At 42.4% G+C, this 19,874-nt stretch carries 15 protein-coding genes; 2 read left to right on the top strand and 13 right to left on the bottom strand.

The window, feature by feature from the left end:
* From HP456_RS07185 to HP456_RS07230, 10 genes are all read right to left on the bottom strand, one after another.
* Positions 1–416, bottom strand: a 416-nt coding sequence (locus HP456_RS07185; RefSeq protein ID WP_512698733.1) for a mannitol dehydrogenase family protein, incomplete at its 3' end; no start/stop codon positions are given.
* Positions 417–418: 2 nt separating this feature from the next.
* On the bottom strand, positions 419–853 hold the full coding sequence (locus HP456_RS07190) for a PTS mannitol transporter subunit IIA (protein WP_172249493.1): 435 nt from the start codon (positions 851–853) through the stop codon (positions 419–421).
* 13 nt (positions 854–866) lie between these two features.
* Entirely contained in the window at positions 867–2,969 is a 2,103-nt protein-coding gene (locus HP456_RS07195) for a BglG family transcription antiterminator (RefSeq protein WP_172249495.1), read from the bottom strand.
* 526 nt (positions 2,970–3,495) lie between these two features.
* Entirely contained in the window at positions 3,496–4,947 is a 1,452-nt protein-coding gene (locus HP456_RS07200; RefSeq protein ID WP_172249497.1) for a PTS mannitol transporter subunit IIBC, read from the bottom strand.
* Between the two features lie 148 nt (positions 4,948–5,095).
* A complete protein-coding gene (ppsA, locus tag HP456_RS07205; protein ID WP_172249499.1) occupies positions 5,096–7,708 on the bottom strand; it encodes a phosphoenolpyruvate synthase in 2,613 nt (870 codons plus the stop codon).
* Positions 7,709–8,191: 483 nt separating this feature from the next.
* A complete protein-coding gene (locus HP456_RS07210) occupies positions 8,192–9,226 on the bottom strand; it encodes a Gfo/Idh/MocA family protein (RefSeq protein ID WP_172249501.1) in 1,035 nt (344 codons plus the stop codon).
* 11 nt (positions 9,227–9,237) lie between these two features.
* Positions 9,238–10,215 (bottom strand): ABC transporter permease, encoded by a 978-nt coding sequence (locus HP456_RS07215; RefSeq protein WP_246288839.1) that lies wholly within the window; start codon positions 10,213–10,215, stop codon positions 9,238–9,240.
* On the bottom strand, positions 10,208–11,722 hold the full coding sequence (locus HP456_RS07220) for a sugar ABC transporter ATP-binding protein (protein ID WP_172249503.1): 1,515 nt from the start codon (positions 11,720–11,722) through the stop codon (positions 10,208–10,210). The genes HP456_RS07215 and HP456_RS07220 overlap by 8 nt, the downstream gene beginning before the upstream one ends.
* An 83-nt stretch (positions 11,723–11,805) precedes the next feature.
* A complete protein-coding gene (locus tag HP456_RS07225; protein WP_172249505.1) occupies positions 11,806–12,768 on the bottom strand; it encodes a substrate-binding domain-containing protein in 963 nt (320 codons plus the stop codon).
* 141 nt (positions 12,769–12,909) lie between these two features.
* Positions 12,910–13,899 (bottom strand): LacI family DNA-binding transcriptional regulator, encoded by a 990-nt coding sequence (locus HP456_RS07230; protein ID WP_172249507.1) that lies wholly within the window; start codon positions 13,897–13,899, stop codon positions 12,910–12,912.
* A gap of 197 nt (positions 13,900–14,096) precedes the next feature.
* On the opposite strand from HP456_RS07230, the gene HP456_RS07235 reads away from it, so the two are divergent.
* Together HP456_RS07235 and HP456_RS07240 are read left to right on the top strand one after the other, a co-directional pair.
* Entirely contained in the window at positions 14,097–15,065 is a 969-nt protein-coding gene (locus HP456_RS07235) for a sugar phosphate isomerase/epimerase family protein (RefSeq protein WP_172249509.1), read from the top strand.
* Positions 15,066–15,380: 315 nt separating this feature from the next.
* Positions 15,381–15,803 carry a DUF3888 domain-containing protein gene (locus HP456_RS07240; protein ID WP_172249511.1) on the top strand — a complete coding sequence of 141 codons (423 nt, stop codon included), beginning with the start codon at positions 15,381–15,383 and terminating at the stop codon, positions 15,801–15,803.
* A gap of 139 nt (positions 15,804–15,942) precedes the next feature.
* On the opposite strand, the gene HP456_RS07245 is transcribed toward HP456_RS07240, so the two are convergent.
* From HP456_RS07245 to HP456_RS07255, 3 genes are all read right to left on the bottom strand, one after another.
* Positions 15,943–16,464: a GrpB family protein gene (locus HP456_RS07245; RefSeq protein WP_172249513.1), complete on the bottom strand. Its 522-nt coding sequence runs from the start codon at positions 16,462–16,464 to the stop codon at positions 15,943–15,945.
* 175 nt (positions 16,465–16,639) lie between these two features.
* A complete protein-coding gene (gene glmS, locus HP456_RS07250; protein ID WP_172249515.1) occupies positions 16,640–18,442 on the bottom strand; it encodes a glutamine--fructose-6-phosphate transaminase (isomerizing) in 1,803 nt (600 codons plus the stop codon).
* A 793-nt stretch (positions 18,443–19,235) separates the two neighbouring features.
* The coding region (locus tag HP456_RS07255) for a phosphohexomutase domain-containing protein (RefSeq protein WP_512698734.1) at positions 19,236–19,874 on the bottom strand (639 nt) is incomplete at its 5' end.

The following is a 19,874-nucleotide window of genomic DNA, read 5'->3' on the forward strand; positions in this document are numbered from 1 at the left end:
GCTTTCTCGTACACTTTTTCTTTTAAGAAAGCACTGGCGCCGATCATATTTTCACAGGCAATGATATTTAGCGGTGCCTCCACTGCTTCACTTCTCTTCTTCAAGCCTTTGTAAACCAAATCGGAAATGATACCAAGGATGTTTGGACCTACCGCTGTAGTGACTAAATCGGCCCCGGCAATCATTTCAATCACTTTTTCCGGGTTTGCGATACTGTTCACAGCTGATACACCTGTAATAAGCTGTTCTTCCCTCTCCTGGTTTGCCAGTACAATCTTATATTCTTTCTGTTCATTTAACAGTTTTACGATTTCCGTATTTACATCGACAAAACAAACCTCGTATCCTGCATCATGTAATAGGCCGCCTATGAACCCTCTGCCGATGTTACCCGCTCCGAAATGGACTGCAAACATGATCAGTTCACCTCTTCGAATAGATCAAGGATGGTTTGTGCATCTTTCGCTTCCACGATTTTTTCAATGTTTTCTTCTTCGGAACAAACTATTGCGATTTGGGATAAAATGTCGAGATGTTCGTTGTTCTTCCCTGCAATGCCGATCAACACTTTTACCATGTTCCCATCACCGAAGTCCACTCCTGCCGGTGCCTGAATGATTGAAAGACCCGATTCCTTCACCAGTTCTTTGGCATCTTCCGTACCATGGGGGATTGCCACGAAATTACCCATATAAGTGGAAGTCAGTTCTTCTCTTTCCAGCATTTTTTCTATATAGTCAGCTTCCACATAGCCTTTTTCCACAAGGATTTCACCTGTTTTGCGGATTGCTTCCTCTTTATTGGAAAGTTGTACGTTTAATTGGATGTTTTCTTTCGTTAGTATCGTAGACATGTTGTCAACACTCCTATTGTTTATATTTTGTAAGAAAGAACTCTTCCAGTTCCTTCGTTAAATAATCCTGTAAGGTCACTTGGCTGCCTTCTTGAAATCGTTTCATTGATTCTTCATCCCGGATGACGAGTGTACTGATATGGCTAAGCACTTCTAGTGTTTCTGCCTCCACCGTCTCAGCTGAGAGCATGAGCAGGATCGTATCCATCTTCATTTCCTCGCCATCCATTCCATTCACCGTTATGCACTCGCGTAAACGGAATATTGTAAATGAAGGCGCTAGAATATCATCGCTTCTCGTATGGTAGAGGGCCATTGTCGTATTGGGGATACCCAGACCGCCAGTCTTCTCCCTCTTCAATAAATGAGACATAACTGATGCAGCATCCCTTATCGTTCCTCTTCCCTTTAATTCGGTACAAGCTCTTGTCAGAGCCTGTTCAATCGACGATGCTACTATATTTTCTGTAACTGTAAAACCGGTTAGTAAATCAAAAATGGCGGAAGAACAATCCCTTACTGACCTTATATCGCTTATAAAGTCCATATTGTCTGACCGATGACTTTCTTGTGTTTCCGAAAAAGGATTTCCCTTCCTGCCCTCCGTGTTTTTTGAGCTCGTCTTTTCCATTATCCTGTCGATTTCTTCCTGGGTCAGGAAAGGGCTCACCAGGATATATTCACCTGTAAAGTTTTTCAAAGGAATGGTGGAAATGATAAGATCATATTCCTCCCTGTTAATGGCCTCCAAATCAAACAGGGATGCATTCTCCGTTTCCAATCCCGGCAGTTCCTGATGCAGCTTGGTCGACAGCATTTTGGAAGTCCCTATGCCGCTTGAACAAACAATCAATGCCTTTTGCTGAGGTGCTTTTTCCTTGTTCAACAGAGCGGAAGCAAAGTGCATGACAAGATAGCCAATTTCTTCTTTAGGGATATGAAGCCCGGGGAATGTCCTGTTCGCCCCTTGTTCGATGACTCCGAACAGCTCACTGTAATCTTCTTCAATTCTCCTCAACAATGGATTATCAATCCGCATGTTCTGTTTCATCCGATAAAGCGCAGGCCTTAAATGGGCCACCAGACCTTGAAATAGATCTACATTCCTGGTTAAATCCATCCTAACCGCTTTTCCGACAAATTGAATGAGTTCCTGTGCTTTGATCCCTACTTGAAGGCTTGTATCTTCCAGTAGATGCTCCTGATTATTCCTGAGTTTGGCTCCCATCAAATGCATCGTGATATAGCCGATTTCTCCATAAGAGATGGAAAGCCCGAACGCTTCCTCAAGTCCTCGCACAATGTCGGCAGCGACTTTGAACTCCCATGAATCCTCGATCGATTCTAAATATTTCTTATCAAAGTTGATCTCTTCTCCCTGCTGAATCCTCTCGATGGCTAAGGCAAGATGGACGACCAATCCTATATAGGCGCTGTCGGCAATCGTATACGGAAGCTTGTCTTTCATCTCTTCTATCTTTCTTTCAATCACGAGAAGCTTCTTCTTGTCCACAAGCCCCAGAAGCCTGTCTGTAACGGTCCTCATATCTGTGGAAGATTTCCTCTGGATATTCTCCTTGATGATTGAAATAAATTCGAATTCATCAAGATTATTCAGAATCAAGCTGCTCATGACTTTCCGTTTCGACGACTCTTCTCCTTGAAGTTGGACGCCATAGCCCCTTTTCCTAATTAACGTAAGGGCAAATGGAGTCAAGCGTTCTTCCACTTTGTTAAGATCATTGCTGATCGTGGCAATCGTTACATTAAGATCATTCGCCAGCGACAGCAGCTTAACAGGCTCTGCTGCGTCCAGTAAAATCGATAAAATCAGTGTTTGTCTTTCGTCCGGTGTGTATTCACTATGGGATAAGTTAAACAGGAAAGCCTGCAGCTTGCTTTTACTTCTTTCTTCCCCTATTATCTCGATTCCTACACCCGATTTTTTGTTAAGCTGCAGACCGTATTCTTTCAGGATATCTTCTATTCCCTTTAAATCTCTGTGGACGGTCCTTGGACTGACTTCAAGGTCTGATGCCAGGTCATGTACCGTTGTCGTTTTTTCTTTCACCAGTAAAACTTCCAGTATTCTTCTTTCTCTAGCGGAAATATACATACTTTCACCACCAAATGAGGAAATTGGCCAACCTGATAACTTGTTGCCACTTTTAAAAATGAGTTCCTCTTACTATTAATCATAACGGGCTGTTTCCCTTATCTCAATAAAACGTTGTTGTAATTTCGTCAATCTCATTGTTGCCATCTTTAAAATAATGTAGTCGAAAAAGAGCCTGGTACTGTGCACCAGGCTCTTGGGTTAGTTTGTATTCTAAAGATTGTGGTTTTCAGGAACGAGACCGTTCCTTTCCGCGGGGTGGAAGTCCAGCCTCCCTCGGTATTCAGCCTGTGGGTTGGAAAAGAGGTGGCGGCACGCACAGCCCTGACATGTATAAGATAAATGGGCTTCCGAAGGCGTTATGTGCCTTTTGGATCATTTACCCTTATGACCTCGATGGGCTGACCGCCGGAGCTGGACAAGTCTCGACTTTTCCTCTATCTCCCGAGGGAGTCAAGTGCCTTCTGCTCCAATCCACTCTGCTTTGAATGTTATGAACACGACAACTTTACGAAGTACCCTAAATTTAAGCCTTGATGTCTTCCACCAGCTGATCGTATTTAGGACTGTTCAGGAAGTTATCAACTGAGATGTGGTGGGCACCTGGCAGTTTTTCTTTTGCACGCGGTGTCAGGTCTTTGTGGGTAATGACGACATCTGCATCACTCGGGATGTTGCTGATGGATGTGTTCGTTACTTCAATGCCTTCAATTTCCGCTTTCTTGACTTTGTTTTTCATGATGGAGGCACCCATGGCACTTGAGCCCATTCCTGCATCACATGCGAAGATGATTTTCTTTACGCTTTTTGGATTAAATCCTGCTGCTGAAGATGAAGCCGGGGTTTCTTCCGCTTGTTTCTGAGCCCCGAAGGAATCCGCAACCGAACTCTTCTTCCCTTTCATCTCCTGCATTTTGTCTGCCGCTTCTGTTATATCCTCACCTTTGTCTTTGCTTGATTTCAAGATGAGGGTGGCTATCGCGAACGAAACAGCCGTTGCAATCAGTACCCCTAGAATGACTCCAAGATGATTTCCTCCCTTAGGTGTCATTCCGATAAGAGCAATGATACTTCCAGGTGACGGCGGTGCAACCAGACCTACATTTAAAAGACTAAATGTGAACACGCCGCTGATCCCGCCTGCGATTGCCGCAAGAATGAGTGCCGGTTTCATCAGGATATACGGGAAGTAAATCTCGTGAATTCCACCAAAGAAGTGAATGATAGCCGCACCCGGTGAAGTTTGTTTCGCCGTTCCTTTTCCGAAGAACATAAAGGCCAGCAGGATTCCTAAACCAGGTCCCGGGTTTGATTCCAGTAGAAACAGAATCGACTTACCGGTCTCTGCTGCCTGTTCAGCACCAAGCGGACTTAAAATCCCGTGATTGATTGCATTGTTTAAGAACAACACTTTGGCAGGCTCGATGAAGATACTTGCCAGAGGCAGTAAGCCCGCGTCTACTATCGCTTCAACTCCAGAAGCCAATACTTTGTTCAGTCCTTCAACTACAGGGCCGATTCCTTTAAATGCCAAAATGGTTAAAATACCTGCTAAAATACCTGCAGAGAAGTTATTTACCAGCATTTCAAACCCTTGCTTCACTCTTGGCTGGATGACCTCATCAATTTTCTTGATCAAGTACCCCCCCAATGGACCCATTATCATGGCTCCTAGGAACATCGGGATGTCGGAACCAACGATGACACCGATCGTCGCAGTTGCGCCGACCACTCCTCCTCGTCCTTCATATACAATTTTACCGCCTGTGTATCCGATTAATAATGGCAGCAAGTACGTGATCATCGGACCTACCAGCTGAGCGAGATCCTCATTTGGCCACCATCCAGTAGGAATAAATAACGCAGTGATAATCCCCCAGGCGATGAACGCTCCGATATTCGGCATGATCATACCGCTCAGGTAACTGCCGAAACGCTGTACCTTCACACGAAAGTCAGATTTATTTTGATTTGACATGTTGTCATAGCTCCTTTCTTAATAAGGTAATTCGTTTTTCCTATACCTTCATGATAAAGCGGTTACAAACCGTTATCAATTTAAAGAAAGTGCTATTTTGTCACGAGGATTGTTGTCAGGATTATATTAGTGATGTAAAGGTAATGAACTACAGTATCTCTATATACCCTTCTGTTCCATTCACCCTGATCCTTTGGCCATCCTTAATTATCTTGGCAGCGTTCTCCACTCCGACAACTGCTGGTAAACCATATTCACGAGCAATAACGGCTCCATGGGTCATCAGTCCGCCAACTTCGGTGATGAGACCTTTTATGGATACAAATAGTGGTGTCCAGCTGGGATCGGTGAAGGAGGTGACTAGTATATCTCCCTCTTCAAGATCAGCATCCTCCATGTTTAAGATGACACGCGCGCGTCCCTCTATAACTCCAGAAGAAACCGGCAGACCTGCAATCGCTTCAGCCGGGAGGTTATCTCGTTTGTACTCACCTGCAACGATTTCACCATCAGAAGTGATAACACGAGGCGGAGTTAGTTTCTCATATAATGTATACTCTTCTTCTCGTTTGCTGATAATCTCGTAATCCAGTTTATTTGTGCGTACGACTTCGCGAAGTTCTTCAAAAGTGAGGTAGTATATATCTTCTTCTTCACGAATTACGTTGGCATGTACGAGTTGTCCGGCTTCTTTCAGTAAAGCCTGTTTATAAACAAAGTAGCGGTTAACCATCCCGTATTTTGGATATTCCCGATAACCGATGAAATTCCTGATTAAATCAATCATCCGTTTTGTTTCTTTGGCTTTTTGTTCACCATCCGGTAATTGCTTCAATCGATCTACTATCTCTTGTTCTTTTTTCAAGGCTTCCTGAAGTCCCTGCTCAAATTTCCTATGACTGGCATCAGGCTCAAAGTTATTAATGTTACTAAGAATCATGGGGACAATTTTAGTTGGTTTTTCGATCCAACGGGTTCTTGTCAAATCGATTTCGCCGACACATCTCATTCCATATATACGGAGATATTCATAGATAGCATCCCTGGTTTCCTGCCCACCATTAAACTTAACCAGATTATCCAAAATGTGATCATCTTTTACATGTTTCAAATAGTCGATCACTTCGGGATAAGGACGAATCACATCTGCGACATCCAATAGTGCCAGACCCATTTCCGAAGTGATATTATTTGGCACTGATTGTGAAAGCGTATCTGCTGCGTTTTTTTCGCCTAACCACTTATTCATGTTTTCATTGACCCATGCTGAAGCATCCATAGCAGCCTTAATCACGGCCGAACTTTTCGGGTCAAATAAAATCTTCTTTAATTCCTGGATATCTTCTAGAATAAAATCAAATAAACCTGCGCCTGATTTGGATTGGATGTTTTGTTTTAACTCTTCTATCGATGTTTGACTATTGTTAATCAGATCCGTTACGATTGTCTGATCGTTTTCGATTTGGGTTGGAAAATCCACCGATTGACCAATCGTGCTTTGACTGGAACTTTGTAATTTTTCATCATCTGGTAAAGATTTTATAAAATTTTTTCGCTCGACCACAGTCATCATTGCGTCTTTGATGAGCGGATCGTGTTGTTCCATGGCATTTAATAACATTTTTCTACTTGCAGGTGAAGCCAGCCTTTGTGTAACATCAACAAACAACCTTCCACCTGCTCTGCGCATGGGGGCGGGAGTCGTTAATAACCAAAAAGATAATCCCAATGGTTTCATGGGGTCAGTCATCATTTGTTGATGACCGACAGAAACGTAAACGTGATTTTCTTCATCATCCGCTTCTGGGATGGGGTATAAAGTAGTGATTGGACGACTCTGGACAATATAAAATGCATCATCAACTAAACACCATTCGATGTCCTGAGGGAAACTGAAATGAGCTTCGATCTGTCTTCCGATACGTGCCAATTGTAAAATCTGTTGATCTGTAAGTGTTTGAGTCTTCTGCTGATCCAGTTCAATCTGTTGTGTCTCTGTTCCGCCTTCTTCTCGTCCATAGATAGCCAATTTTTTGGCTGCTATCCTCTTATCGACGATTCTGTCATCCTCTACTTTATAACAATCTGCCGATACCAATCCAGATACCAGTGCCTCTCCAAGACCAAAACTGGCATCAATTGATAGCGCCTTTCGGTTAGATGTAATTGGATCAGCGGTAAATAAAATACCTGAAGCCTTCGGGAAAACCATCCTTTGAACGATTACGGATAAATAAATTTGACTGTGGTCAAATCCATTTTGCATACGGTAGATTACCGCACGGTCCGTAAAGAGGGAAGCCCAGCATCTGCTGATGTGACGCAAAATTGCATCTAATCCACTGATATTTAAAAAGGTATCCTGCTGACCGGCAAAAGATGCGTGTGGTAAATCTTCAGCGGTTGCACTGGAACGTATAGCATAAGCATGTTCATCGCCAAACCGGGAATGATAATAAGCAACAGCTTTCACAACATCCGCAGGGATTTCTACTTCCATAATAACTTCACGAATCTTCTTGCTGATTTCTCTAATTCGAGCTCGATCCACTACTTTCAGCAATGTCAGTTGACTCAACAATGCGTGAAAAGCTTCGTGTTGAGCGAGTGCTTTTTGAAAAGCTTCTGTCGTAACACAAAATCCATCTGGCACTTGTATTCCATGTATTTTCGACAATTTCCCTAAATTCAACCCTTTTCCTCCGACGAGAAATAATTGTGTTTTACCAACCTCGCGAAACTCCAGTACGTATGGTTTCATTTCTTTCCCTCCCATTTATCGCTCCATATCAAAACAAATAAATAGTTCAACCGTTCAACCAATCATACATTCCACCCGCTTTCGCTCGTGGCGAAGATTCACGTTCATATCAAACACTCCTTTATAAAAAAATAAGTGTTGACTAAAATGAATATTATGATGTATTATTAAAATAAGGGAAATTTTATACAAAATCCACTTTAGTGCATCTTTATAAATTTACCACAGTTTCTTCCTTCTATCAATGTATCCAAATGACTATTGTTGATTTTTAAAGGAAGAAAAGCCCTACGCATCAGGAAAATACAATTCTTAAAGAAATTCCAATAATAAAAAGCCTCACTTCTTAGTAGTAATGTTAAGAAGTGAGGCTTTTTCGTTTCCCCATTAAAAGGAAAGAAGTACTACCAACCCAGCCATTTCACATGGAATAGCACCACTTCCAACAAAAAAAGTCTAATCCGCAAGATTAGACTTTAACGTTTAAATTGTAACGACTTTATTTGTTTTAGCCCCTTCCAGTATACCGAGAATGACTTTAAGGGATGAAAGAGCATCCTCACCCGTCACCAAGGACCGCTTATCATTCAAGACACAGTCAACGAACTCGTCGATCACTCCGCTGTTCGTCTGATTATCATTGGTTTGGATACTTTCCAACTGATAATTGACCCTTTCTCCATCTTTCATGATGATCTCTATTTGATATTTATTGCTGTGGTAGATTTTCATGATTCCCTTTTCAAAATAGATCACCGTGCTGTTATCTTCTTCTCCATAATACGTCCAGGAGAAGGAGGCACTCCCTAACCTGCCTTTTTTTGTTTTCAGACTGCAAACGATGTTATCACAAACCTCAATCGGGTTTCCGTTTTCATCGACTTTATCAAGTGCTCCCTGAAAAGCACTGACATATTGAATTTCATCATCCAGCAAATAATGTATAAGGTCTATTTTATGAATCCCTAAATCACCTGCAACCCCGAGGCTGGAGCGGTCTTTTTTAAAGAACCATGTAGAATTTGATTTGTTCACGCCCCAGTGCTCCGGTCCTGCATGGCCGAATGTCGTTCTGAAAGAAAGGACCTTCCCGAGTTCATCACTTTGAATAATTTCCCTTGCTTTTTGATGAGCACGAGTTAAGCGCTGATTATGGTCGACCATCAGTTTTTTTCCTGATTGGTTTTGCGCATCCACAATTTTTTGGGCATCTTCAACTGTTAGCGCAACAGGCTTTTCACACAATACATGCTTGCCGTTCAACAGTGCCTTGGATGAAAAGACGTGATGAAACTCGTTGGAAGAGCAGTCACTGATCACATCTATATTCGGGTCTTCTAACAGTTCCTCAACAGAAGCAGCCGTACTGCCGTTGAACACGTCAGCAAGCTCCCTTGCTCTTTCCGGATTTCTGTCATAAAATACAATTTCATCAATATGGGGATTAGCGAAATATTCTGGTGCGTGACGTAATTTCGCAATCGACCCACAGCCGATAATTCCTGCTTTCAATCCCAACGTTTACACCTCTATTCTTTCTTCTGGAAAACTACTGCCACGATGATAATCAATCCTTTTACAAACCCTTGCAGATGCGGGGAGACGTTCATCAGGTTCATCATGTTATTAAGTATCCCGAGAATGAGCACCCCGAAGAAAGTACCGATGATCTTACCGCGTCCGCCGGTCATTCTCGTACCGCCAATGATGACCGCCGCAATCGCATCCAATTCATATTGGACCCCGGAACTGGAGGATGAAATCGAATTCAGCCGGGAAGTCTCAATAATCGCCGCAACACTTACTAAGAGACCTGTCAGGGTATATACCCCAATCTTGATGCGGTCCACTCGAATCGCTGACAGAAGCGCAGCTTTTTCATTGCTCCCCAAGGCATATACATACCTTCCAAAACGAGTTTTATGCATCAGGATAAACACCAATACCGTCATAATCAAGAAAATAATAACCGGATAGTCAAAAATCCATAAGTCACTATTGGCAATTGCCGTAAATCCTGAAACCTCTCCGGAAACACTTCCGCCTTCTGCAATATACAAAGCGATAGAACGCGCGGCTGCCATCATACCCAAGGTGGCTATGAAGGAAGCAATCTTTCCCTTTGCCACCATGAGACCATTCATTAGCCCGGCAAGCGCGCCGACAGCGAATGCCGTTAAGATAGCAATAAAGATACTGCCCGTTGCATTCAAAGCCAACACTGTAACCACACCGACAAGTACCAGGACAGAACCTACTGACAAGTCAATTCCTCCGGATAGCATAACAATGGTCATCCCGAGTGAAATAATTCCGATAATGGAAACCTGCATTAAAATATTCAGTTGGTTATTAAGATCCAGGAACCTCGGACTCATAATGGATGCTGCGATAAAAATGATTAAAAATGCGATGATGACGCTATACTCTGACCACAGCCAAGAGAGGCGACTTTGTGTATTTGTTTTTATATCCCCTGTATTTGCTTTCAACTGAGCATTAGCCAATTTTTTCAGCCTCCCTTTTTGAACCTGTAGCATAACTCATGATTTCATCCTCTGTTGCCTCATCACCCTTGAACCTGGCTGTAATTTCACCTTGATACATCACATTGATTGTATGGCAGATTTTCAAAACCTCAGGGGCTTCAGAAGACAATATGATCACGGCTTTTCCCTGCTCTGCCAATGAAATGATGTGGTGATAGATCTCCTGTTTTGCACCGACATCTATCCCTTGTGTCGGGTTATCAAATATGATGATATCTGTGTTCACCTCAAGCCACTTTGCGATAATGACCTTCTGCTGGTTCCCTCCGCTCAGCTTGTCAATCGTGATGCGCGGGTTATGAACCTTTATATTTAGTTTTTCTTTATAATACTGGAATGTTTCCATCTCTGTTTTTTCATTGATAAATCCCGTGTTTTCAAAATGTCCGATAGAAGACATGGTCATGTTATGAATGACACTTAAATCTTTGATAATCGCATTCTCTTTTCGATCTTTTGGCACAAGCCCCAAGCCTGCCTTAACTGCTTTGCTGGGGTGATCTATTTTTACCAGCTGGTTCTTTATTTTGATTTCACCAGTGTATTTTTTTCGATATCCAAATAGACTTTCGAACAGTTCGGTCCTGCCGTCTCCCGCCAATCCGGTGAATCCGGCAATTTCTCCTTTTCGTACTGTGAAATTGATGTTCCTGTAATTACCTTGATTCGTTAAGTCTTTCACTTCCAGTAATATCTGGCCAAGTTCATGATTGGTTCTCAACCGTTCTTCGGATATAGACTTTCCAACCATCATATTGGTGATGCTGTCCACATTTTCATTTGCAATAATGCCCGCGCCTGCCAGTTCTCCATCCCTTAGAACCGTATAACGGTCACAAACGGCTTTAATCTCATTCAGTTTATGAGATATATAGATAATAGAGACACCTGTTTTCTTTAAATTCTTCATCAATTCAAACAGGCGCTCGACCTCATGCTCAGTCAATGAGGAAGTTGGTTCATCCATAATAATCAGCTTGGAGTTGCGAAGAAGGGCTTTTGATATTTCAATCAATTGTTTATACGAAGTATCCAAATTTCGCACATATTCCTTTGGGTTAATATTGATTCCCAACTGTAACAAAATGTCTTTTGTCTGCCTGCACATTTCCTCTACATTGAGAAAACCGAATTTTTTGCGAATTTCAGATCCTAAAAACATATTTTCGTATACTTTCAGGTCTGCGACTACGTTAAGTTCCTGATGGATGAAACTGATCCCCTTTTCTTGGGAAACTCTAGGATTCAGCATTTTCACTTCGCTGCCGTTAATGAAGATACTTCCACTTTCAGGCTGGTGAACACCGCCTAATATGTTCATCAACGTAGACTTTCCTGCGCCATTTTCCCCTAATAAAGCGTGTATTTCGCCTTTTTCCACTTCAAGAGTCACATCTTTCAAAACAGGTACGCCGTTAAATGATTTATGGATGCTTTTCATTTTCATGAAAGGATTCGAAGACATATATGTCCCTCCTTTATAGGAAAAGAGAGGCCGGCTCAAAAGCCAAGGGCCAGAACCCTTATGAGACAGCCTCCTAATCTTTTTTAGAATTTAGATTCAGGATCGTAGTACTCTTCAACATTCTCTTCCGTAACCTGTGTAGCTTCTTTTACGACCATTGTTTCTCCAGGCTCTTCACCTTGGGCAAGGTCTGCAGCTATTTTCACCGCATCTTCAACCATTGTTGGAGAGTAAAGGAAAGTAGCTGTGATCAGTCCGTCTTCCTGGATGTTTTCAAATACAGCTTTACCGCCGCCGGCACCAGTGATGAATTGGATATCTTCTCGTCCAGCCTCTTTGATAGCTTGCAATACGCCAAGTGCCATTCCATCATCCTGTGTGAATACAGCATCAATTTGATCATGTGCCTGGAGGATGTTCTGCATTACTTCAAGAGACTTTTCCGTAGAGAAATCACCGCTTTGTGAAGCAATGACTTCCATTCCGTCTGCTTCTTCCATCGCTTTTTGGAACCCTGAGCCGCGCTGCTCGGTAACGGAGCTTGGCGGACCTGTAATTTCTACAACTTTACCTTTACCATTCAGCTTTTCAACGAAGTATTTACCTGCATTGACCCCGATTCCTTCGTTATCACCTTTAACAACCACTGTCGCTGCATCGTTTTCAAGTTCACGATCGACAATGACAAGAGGGATCCCTGCATCTTTCACTTTTTGTCCTACAGGAGATAATGCCGCAGATTCAATCGGCAGCATGACAATGGCATCTACATCCTGCGCAATAAGGTCATCCACATCATTTGCCTGTTTATTCGGATCTGCTGCATTTGTCATTACATACTCAATGCCATCACTTTCTTCAAGGGCCTGTGCTTGTTTTTCAGCACTGTCAATAAGCGCCCCCATCCAACCATGAGTAGCTGATGGCAGCGAGATACCGATCTTGACCGTATCATCGTCAGCACCGCCGCTTCCCTTTTCAGTATTACAAGCGACCAAGCTAAAAACCGTTAGTAAAGACAAACATAATACAAATAACTTCCTCAACCTAAGCACCCCTTTGTTTTTTTAGACCTTTGGAAAGACCCGCATTTCTTTGCTCCCCTCCATGTAATCGATTACATTTACATCTAAGGTCAGCGCTCTATTATTAAACAAATTAATAACAGAGCGCTGATCTTAGTTGCTTTAACCGGAAGTGGATTCTCTTATGACCAGCTCATGTTCCAGAATAATGCTTTCGACTTTTTCTCCTTTAATTTGATCGATCAACATTTTTGCAGCCAGAGTCCCCATTTTATACATTGGCTGAGCAATTGTTGTCAGCGTAGGATGCGTCATGTTGGAAAAGTCAATTTTGTCAAAGCCTACCACTGCAATATCATCCGGTGCATTCAGCCCATTATTGTTAATTTCCTTAAGTGCCCCGATTGCCAGCAGATCAGAGACTGCAAATACTGCGGTCGGCCTGTCTTGCAAGTTTAGTATTTTCTTCATGGCATTCTGACCATGTTCAAAGCCAAGCTGCTGTACAGGGATGACATACTCCTCTTCAAACGCGAGCCCATGCTCTTCCAATGCCCGTTGATACCCCTTTTTGCGGAGTCTGGCATATAGGTTCTTTTCATCTGAGTTAATCATGGCAATCTTTTTATTGCCTATTTTGATTAAATGTTTGACCGCGCGGTAGGACGCCTCTTCGTTATCAATTGTGATAAACGGAATGCCGCTTCCCTCCGAGTACTCGCTGCACTGAATGATCGCGTGCTGTTCAGCAAGCTGTTTCAATGTTTTTACATTTACAGCCGGGTCCATGGAGATGATACCATCAGCCATCTTCTTTCGGACCATGTCGAAATAGATATTCTCTCTTTCCGGATCAGAATCTGTCTCGCACAACAGGATGTTGTAATGTTGGCTTATGGCAACCTGCTCGATCCCTTTGATGATTTCCAGATAAAAAGGGTTTGAGATGGTGGGAATCATAATAAGCAAAATCCGGCTCTCAGAATTTCTTAAGTTCCTTCCCAGCATACTTGGTTCATAGTTTAACTTTCTAATTGCATCTTCGACTTTTATTCTTGTCTTGGTTGATACGGAATTTTGTCCATTTAATACTCTTGAAACTGTTGCAACAGAAACGCCGGCCTGTTTTGCAACCTGTTGGATGTTTGCCATCTTCTGTCTAGCCTTCTTTCTTTGTCATGAAGGTTTTGTAATCGTTTACAATTCAAATAGTAATATATCCCCATTTCTCTGTCAACAATAATTTTTAACCTTGGTATATATTGATTTATTGGATTATTTTCTATATGTTAAAAATGTAACGGATTACAAAACAATATATTCTGAAAACGATTCAAGGGGGTTACTCTATGAAATTAGGTGTTTTTACAGTTTTATTCTCAGATAAAAGCTTTGATGACATGTTAGACTATGTTTCTTCAAAAGGGATTGAAGCGATTGAGTTGGGTACAGGCGGTTATCCCGGGGATGCTCATTGCAAGGTTGATGAGCTGCTAAAAGAAGACAGCAAGCTCAACATTTTTAAAGAAAAAATTGCTTCACACGGATTGATCATCAGTGCACTAAGCTGCCACGGAAATCCTTTGCACCCTCAAAAGAAAATTGCTGAGCAGGCGGATGAAATTCTAGTGAAGACAATCAAGCTTGCTTCAAAGCTTGACGTATCAATTGTGAATACATTTTCGGGCTGCCCGGGAGACCATGAAAATGCCCTCTATCCAAACTGGCCTGTTACTCCCTGGCCGCATGACTTTCAAGAAGTTCTGAAATGGCAGTGGGAGGAAAAGCTAATCCCTTACTGGAAAGAGAAGAACGATCTTGCGGTTTCCCATGGCGTAAAAATCGGTTTAGAGCTGCATGGCGGTTTTTCAGTCCATACGCCTTCTACCATGCTGCGACTAAGGGAAGCATGCGGTCCGGCTATAGGCGCCAATTTGGACCCGAGCCATATGTGGTGGCAGGGGATTGACCCGATTGAAGCGATTAAGATACTTGGAAGGGAAAATGCCATACACCACTTCCATGCTAAAGATACAATTATTGACCAGCAGAACATGAACCGGAATGGACTTACAGATATGACGGACTATTCGGAGCTTCGTGACCGCTCCTGGTATTTCCGGACTGTCGGCTTTGGGCATGATCAGAAAACATGGGCAGATATGATCAGCACACTCCGACTATATGATTATGACTACGTTGTCAGTATTGAACATGAAGATGGTTTAATGTCGGTTGATGAAGGATTCACAAAGGCAGTGGAGACCCTGAAGCCTGTTATGGTAAGGAAATCTATCGGCAAGATGTGGTGGGCATAGTTTTGTAAGCGATATCTTTTTCAGGCTTTATTTCCATATGGGATAAAGCCTTTTTCTATTAAACGAGCAAAAAAGGAAATGGATTCTTTTTTAGCAGATTTACTGTTGTTTTTATAAAAAAGCTTAATCTCGTTCAATCTATGTTGTTCAAGATCCTTGCCTTTAATAGAATGCTCTATTCCAAATTGGTAATCATAACGGTCATTCCCTTATCGCCACCGTCAGTATTAAGTACACTCTTTCACAGAGCAACTGCCTTATGAAGAATAAAGTTGGTTATTCTACACACGCTAAAACAAAAAGGAGGGATATTACGTGAAAAAAATCTTGATTTTAACCACATCCATTATTTTAATAAGCAGCCTATTTTACATATCCGTCTATGCTGAAAATACACCTCAGCACGATTCGGATCAGGCTGCTGACTACTTTATGCTTTCGGCATTTCAAAACCAGATTGACAAAGCAGTAAGTGACTATTATAAAAATGACTCAGTAACAGTGACTTATTCACACCCTTCACAAAAAAATCTCGTTCAAGTGTTCCAAAGCGAAAAAGGCTACGACTTGGGATACCCCTATGTCGTAAAAATCACTGTTCATTCATCTGATGGAACCAAGAGGCTCGGGACAGATACAATCACATTCGGTACATCCACACCGCTTGAGAACCAGGATGAAAACGTGGCAGCCATAACAACTAAGATGATTGATTTTAAGCACGCTCCACCCGAATGAAAATGTCAGGAAACAGGTAACGGGGTTTGTTTTGGCGTACAAGCTGTAATTGACCAGGCAACGAAAAAATCGCACAAAAAGATCGGTCAATGTTTCTGACCGATCTGATTTCACTATTAAAGCTGTTTATTGTAAAAAATTATTCTAAAAATTCTCTCTTGGCTTTTTCGATGATATTTTTAATGAACGGTTCCTTTTGTTTGGTGTAGGCTGGTCTGTCGTATTTATATTTAGCAGCAAGTTCAGACTTGAGCAAAGCATATTCTTGAGCTGCTCCGGGAAATTTTCTAAGATAGTCACGAAACAAGATTTTTTCAACCCATTCAGTACTATGTATTTCACATATATGTAAATGACAAGTTCCACTGCCCCACAAACCCTTTCTGAAAAATCTTCTAAATATTAATTCCGGTTTGGGAACATACTCAAATTCAATTTCGCTTAAAGGAGAAATAAGAGCTGATGTGCTGCTTATATTCTCTATGCCTGCCATAATATCAATAATAGGTTTAGCTTTTAATCCCTTTACTGAAGTGCTTCCAATGTGTTCTATTCCTGCTATTTCATCACCTATAGCATCAATAATTCGGTTTCTTTCATTATCGAATTGATCTTCCCACTTTGCATTGTACTCATTCAAATTAACAAACGGTTTTGTCATTACTTCTCCCGCCAATAAACAGATTTTTTATAATCATTTATATGAAATAACACGAACCCAGTTTCAACACCTCTAACCAGCTCTTAGCTGAGGGACTAATGCTTGACTATAAAAACACCCCTTTAGACAAAAAATCTAAAGGGGGCTGCAAAACGTGGTGCTTTTATCTATATCCTTACTCTACCGTAACTGATTTCGCTAAGTTACGTGGCTTATCTACATCACAGTCGCGGTGCAGAGCAGCGTAGTAAGAAATTAATTGTAACGGAATGACAGAGATAAGAGGTGTTAACATTGGGTTAACCTCCGGGATGACGAAGCGGTCTTCTTCGTCTTCCAAGCCTTTCATGGAGATGATGCAAGGGTTGGCTCCACGGGCCACTACCTCTTTCACATTTCCACGAATGCTTAAGTTTACAGCTTCCTGCGTTGCAAGAGCGACAACAGGTGTTCCTTCTTCAATAAGGGCGATTGTACCGTGCTTAAGTTCTCCACCGGCAAATCCTTCTGCTTGGATGTAAGAAATTTCTTTCAGTTTCAGTGAACCTTCGAGCCCTACATAGAAGTCCAGTGAACGACCAATGAAGAAGCAGTTGCGCGTTGTTGACAGAAATTCGCGGGCGATTTCCTCGAACTCTTCCTTCGTATCACATAGTGCTTCCATAGCCGTTGCTACAATTCCAAGCTCCTGAATCAGATCAAAGTCTTGAACCGTTCCGCATGATTGACCCGTAACATGAGCCAAAATCGCCAATACCGCTAATTGAGCTGTGTAGGCTTTCGTAGAAGCTACCGCGATTTCAGGTCCTGCATGAAGAAGCAGTGTGTAATCCGCTTCACGGGAAAGAGTGGATCCCGCCACGTTTGTCACCGTAAGTGCTTTGTGGCCAAGCTCTTTGATTTGAACAAGAACGGCACGGCTGTCAGCTGTTTCACCGCTTTGAGAAATGAAGATGAATAATGGTTTCTCTGATAATAGCGGCATATTGTAGCTGAACTCACTCGCTACATGGACCTCTACCGGGATTCCTGCACTCTTCTCGATGAATTGCTTACCAACAAGTCCTGCATGATAGCTTGTTCCGGCAGCAATGATGTAGATGCGGTCCGCATCTTTCATCGCTCCGACAATCGGCTCATCGATATGCAGCTCGTTATTTTCATTTTGGTAAGCTTGAATGATCTTACGCATGACTAATGGCTGCTCATCGATTTCTTTCAGCATGTAATGTGGGTATGTTCCTTTTTCGATGTCACTTGCATCAATTTCAGCCGTGTAAGGAGCACGTTCCATTACTTCTCCGATCAGGTTTTGAATTTCCACCTTTTCTTTCGTTACGATGACCATTTCTTTATCCATCAGCTCAACGAATTGATCTGTTACCTGGATCATAGCCATTGCATCACTCGCCACGACGTTGAAGTCATCACCAAGACCAACAAGTAACGGGCTTTTGTTTTTCCCTACAAAGATTGTCTCGTCATTATCAGCATCTAACAGGGCAATGGCATAAGATCCTTTTAGCAGCATCAATGCTTGGCGGAACGCCTCTTCTACAGCGTTTCCTTCTTCAACAAGCTTTTCGATCAACTGAACGATTACTTCTGTGTCCGTTTCACTTTTAAACTCAACATCCGTTAGATATTGACGCTTAAGCTGGGAGTAGTTTTCGATTACACCGTTATGAACGATTGTAAAACGGCCGGACGTACTTTGATGAGGGTGTGCATTCACATGGCTCGGCACTCCGTGAGTCGCCCAGCGGGTGTGCCCGATGCCAGTTTTGCTTGCCACGTTTTCATCAACAATTCCGCGAAGATCAGCAATACGTCCTTTTTCTTTGAATACGTGGATACCATCCGCATTTTGAACGGCGATTCCTGCAGAGTCATAACCGCGGTATTCAAGCTTCTCAAGACCTTTTAATAAAATTTCCTTTGTATCCGAATTTCCAATATATCCTACGATACCACACATAATTAAATATCCTCCCTGAATGAAAAAGGGGGCAAAATATCTTTGGGGACGTCCTGCCCCCTTATCTCAATTGTCATTAGATTTAGTATGTCACTCTTTATCTTCCCTTTGTGCATCAAGTTGCCTCAATGTTTTAAGAAAGAATCTTACGGCTCCGTGACATTCAGAACCGGGAGGCATCCGCCGAACCATCGATCGAACCTCCACCTCGTCAACTAAACATATCGGTCATGTTTAGTCCTGGCGCTTTTAATAAATGATTTATGAACGATCCACCTTTCCATTCTTGAATAAAATGTGCTGTTTCCAGTTTTTTTGAAAATCAAAAACAAAATCATCATACACCAGCAGGAACTCCTGCGTCAATAAAAATCTGAACGCCGGATGCAGTTGTTACCACATTGTTGTCTTCCCGCAATAAAATGTCCATAAACATGTGAAGAACATAAAACGAAACTCACATTATAAGAAATGCGGAAGCGCCTTGTTCTGCCCCGACAAGCGTTGGAGGGCTGACCAGTGAAGTCGCTCTTTGACTTCATTGGGCTGACCGAAACGTCTCGAGGGGCTAGGCGCTGGAGCTGGACAATAAGAAATGCGGAAGCGCCTTGTTCTGCCCCGACAAGCGTTGGAGGGCTGGCCGGTGAAGTCGCTCTTTGATTTCATTGGGCTGACCGAAACGTCTCGAGGGGCTAGGCGCTGGAGCTGGATCATTCACGAAGATGAATTTTATTTTCATATAATTTAAATATGCATAAGGGGCACTAATTGTACCCCTTATGCATAAAAAAGGTTATTCGTTCAGTCCCATTTCCACTTTCACGACTTCAGCAATCTCATCTACGTATTTTTCGCATAATTCTTCAGTAGGGGCCTCAGCCATGACACGTACAAGAGGCTCGGTACCGGATGGACGAACAAGGATACGTCCGTTACCGTTCATTTCTTCTTCCACTTTACCGATCACGCTTTTCACCTTTTCATTATCGGTTACATGATGCTTGTCTGTTACCCGGACATTTACAAGCTTCTGTGGAAACTTCTTCATTTCTCCTGCTAACTCGGATAGGGATTTACCTGTTACCTTCATGATATTCACAAGCTGGATGCCTGTCAGTAAGCCATCTCCAGTCGTATTGTAATCAAGGAAAATGATATGACCTGATTGTTCTCCGCCCAGATTGTAGCCGTTCGTTTTCATCTCTTCCACTACATAGCGGTCACCGACTGCTGTCTGGATGCTTTGGATTCCATGCTCTTCTAGTCCTTTGTGGTAGCCTAGATTACTCATTACCGTTGATACAACGGTAGATTGTTTAAGTCTGCCTTCCGACTTCAAGTATTTACCGCAGATGTACATGATCTGATCGCCGTCTACGATGTTTCCGTGTTCATCGACAGCGATTATACGGTCTCCGTCACCATCAAAGGC

The organism is Bacillus haikouensis (assembly GCF_013179555.1).
Taxonomy (GTDB): Bacteria; Bacillota; Bacilli; order Bacillales; family Bacillaceae_B; genus Rossellomorea; species Rossellomorea haikouensis_A.

Coding starts and splice junctions, on each gene's coding strand:
- HP456_RS07190 (WP_172249493.1), bottom strand. CDS start 853: ATGTCTACGATACTAACGAAAGAAAACATCCAATTAAACGTACAACTT.
- HP456_RS07195 (WP_172249495.1), bottom strand. CDS start 2,969: ATGTATATTTCCGCTAGAGAAAGAAGAATACTGGAAGTTTTACTGGTG.
- HP456_RS07200 (WP_172249497.1), bottom strand. CDS start 4,947: ATGTCAAATCAAAATAAATCTGACTTTCGTGTGAAGGTACAGCGTTTC.
- ppsA (WP_172249499.1), bottom strand. CDS start 7,708: ATGAAACCATACGTACTGGAGTTTCGCGAGGTTGGTAAAACACAATTA.
- HP456_RS07220 (WP_172249503.1), bottom strand. CDS start 11,722: ATGTCTTCGAATCCTTTCATGAAAATGAAAAGCATCCATAAATCATTT.
- HP456_RS07230 (WP_172249507.1), bottom strand. CDS start 13,899: ATGGCAAACATCCAACAGGTTGCAAAACAGGCCGGCGTTTCTGTTGCA.
- HP456_RS07235 (WP_172249509.1), top strand. CDS start 14,097: ATGAAATTAGGTGTTTTTACAGTTTTATTCTCAGATAAAAGCTTTGAT.
- HP456_RS07245 (WP_172249513.1), bottom strand. CDS start 16,464: ATGACAAAACCGTTTGTTAATTTGAATGAGTACAATGCAAAGTGGGAA.
- glmS (WP_172249515.1), bottom strand. CDS start 18,442: ATGTGTGGTATCGTAGGATATATTGGAAATTCGGATACAAAGGAAATT.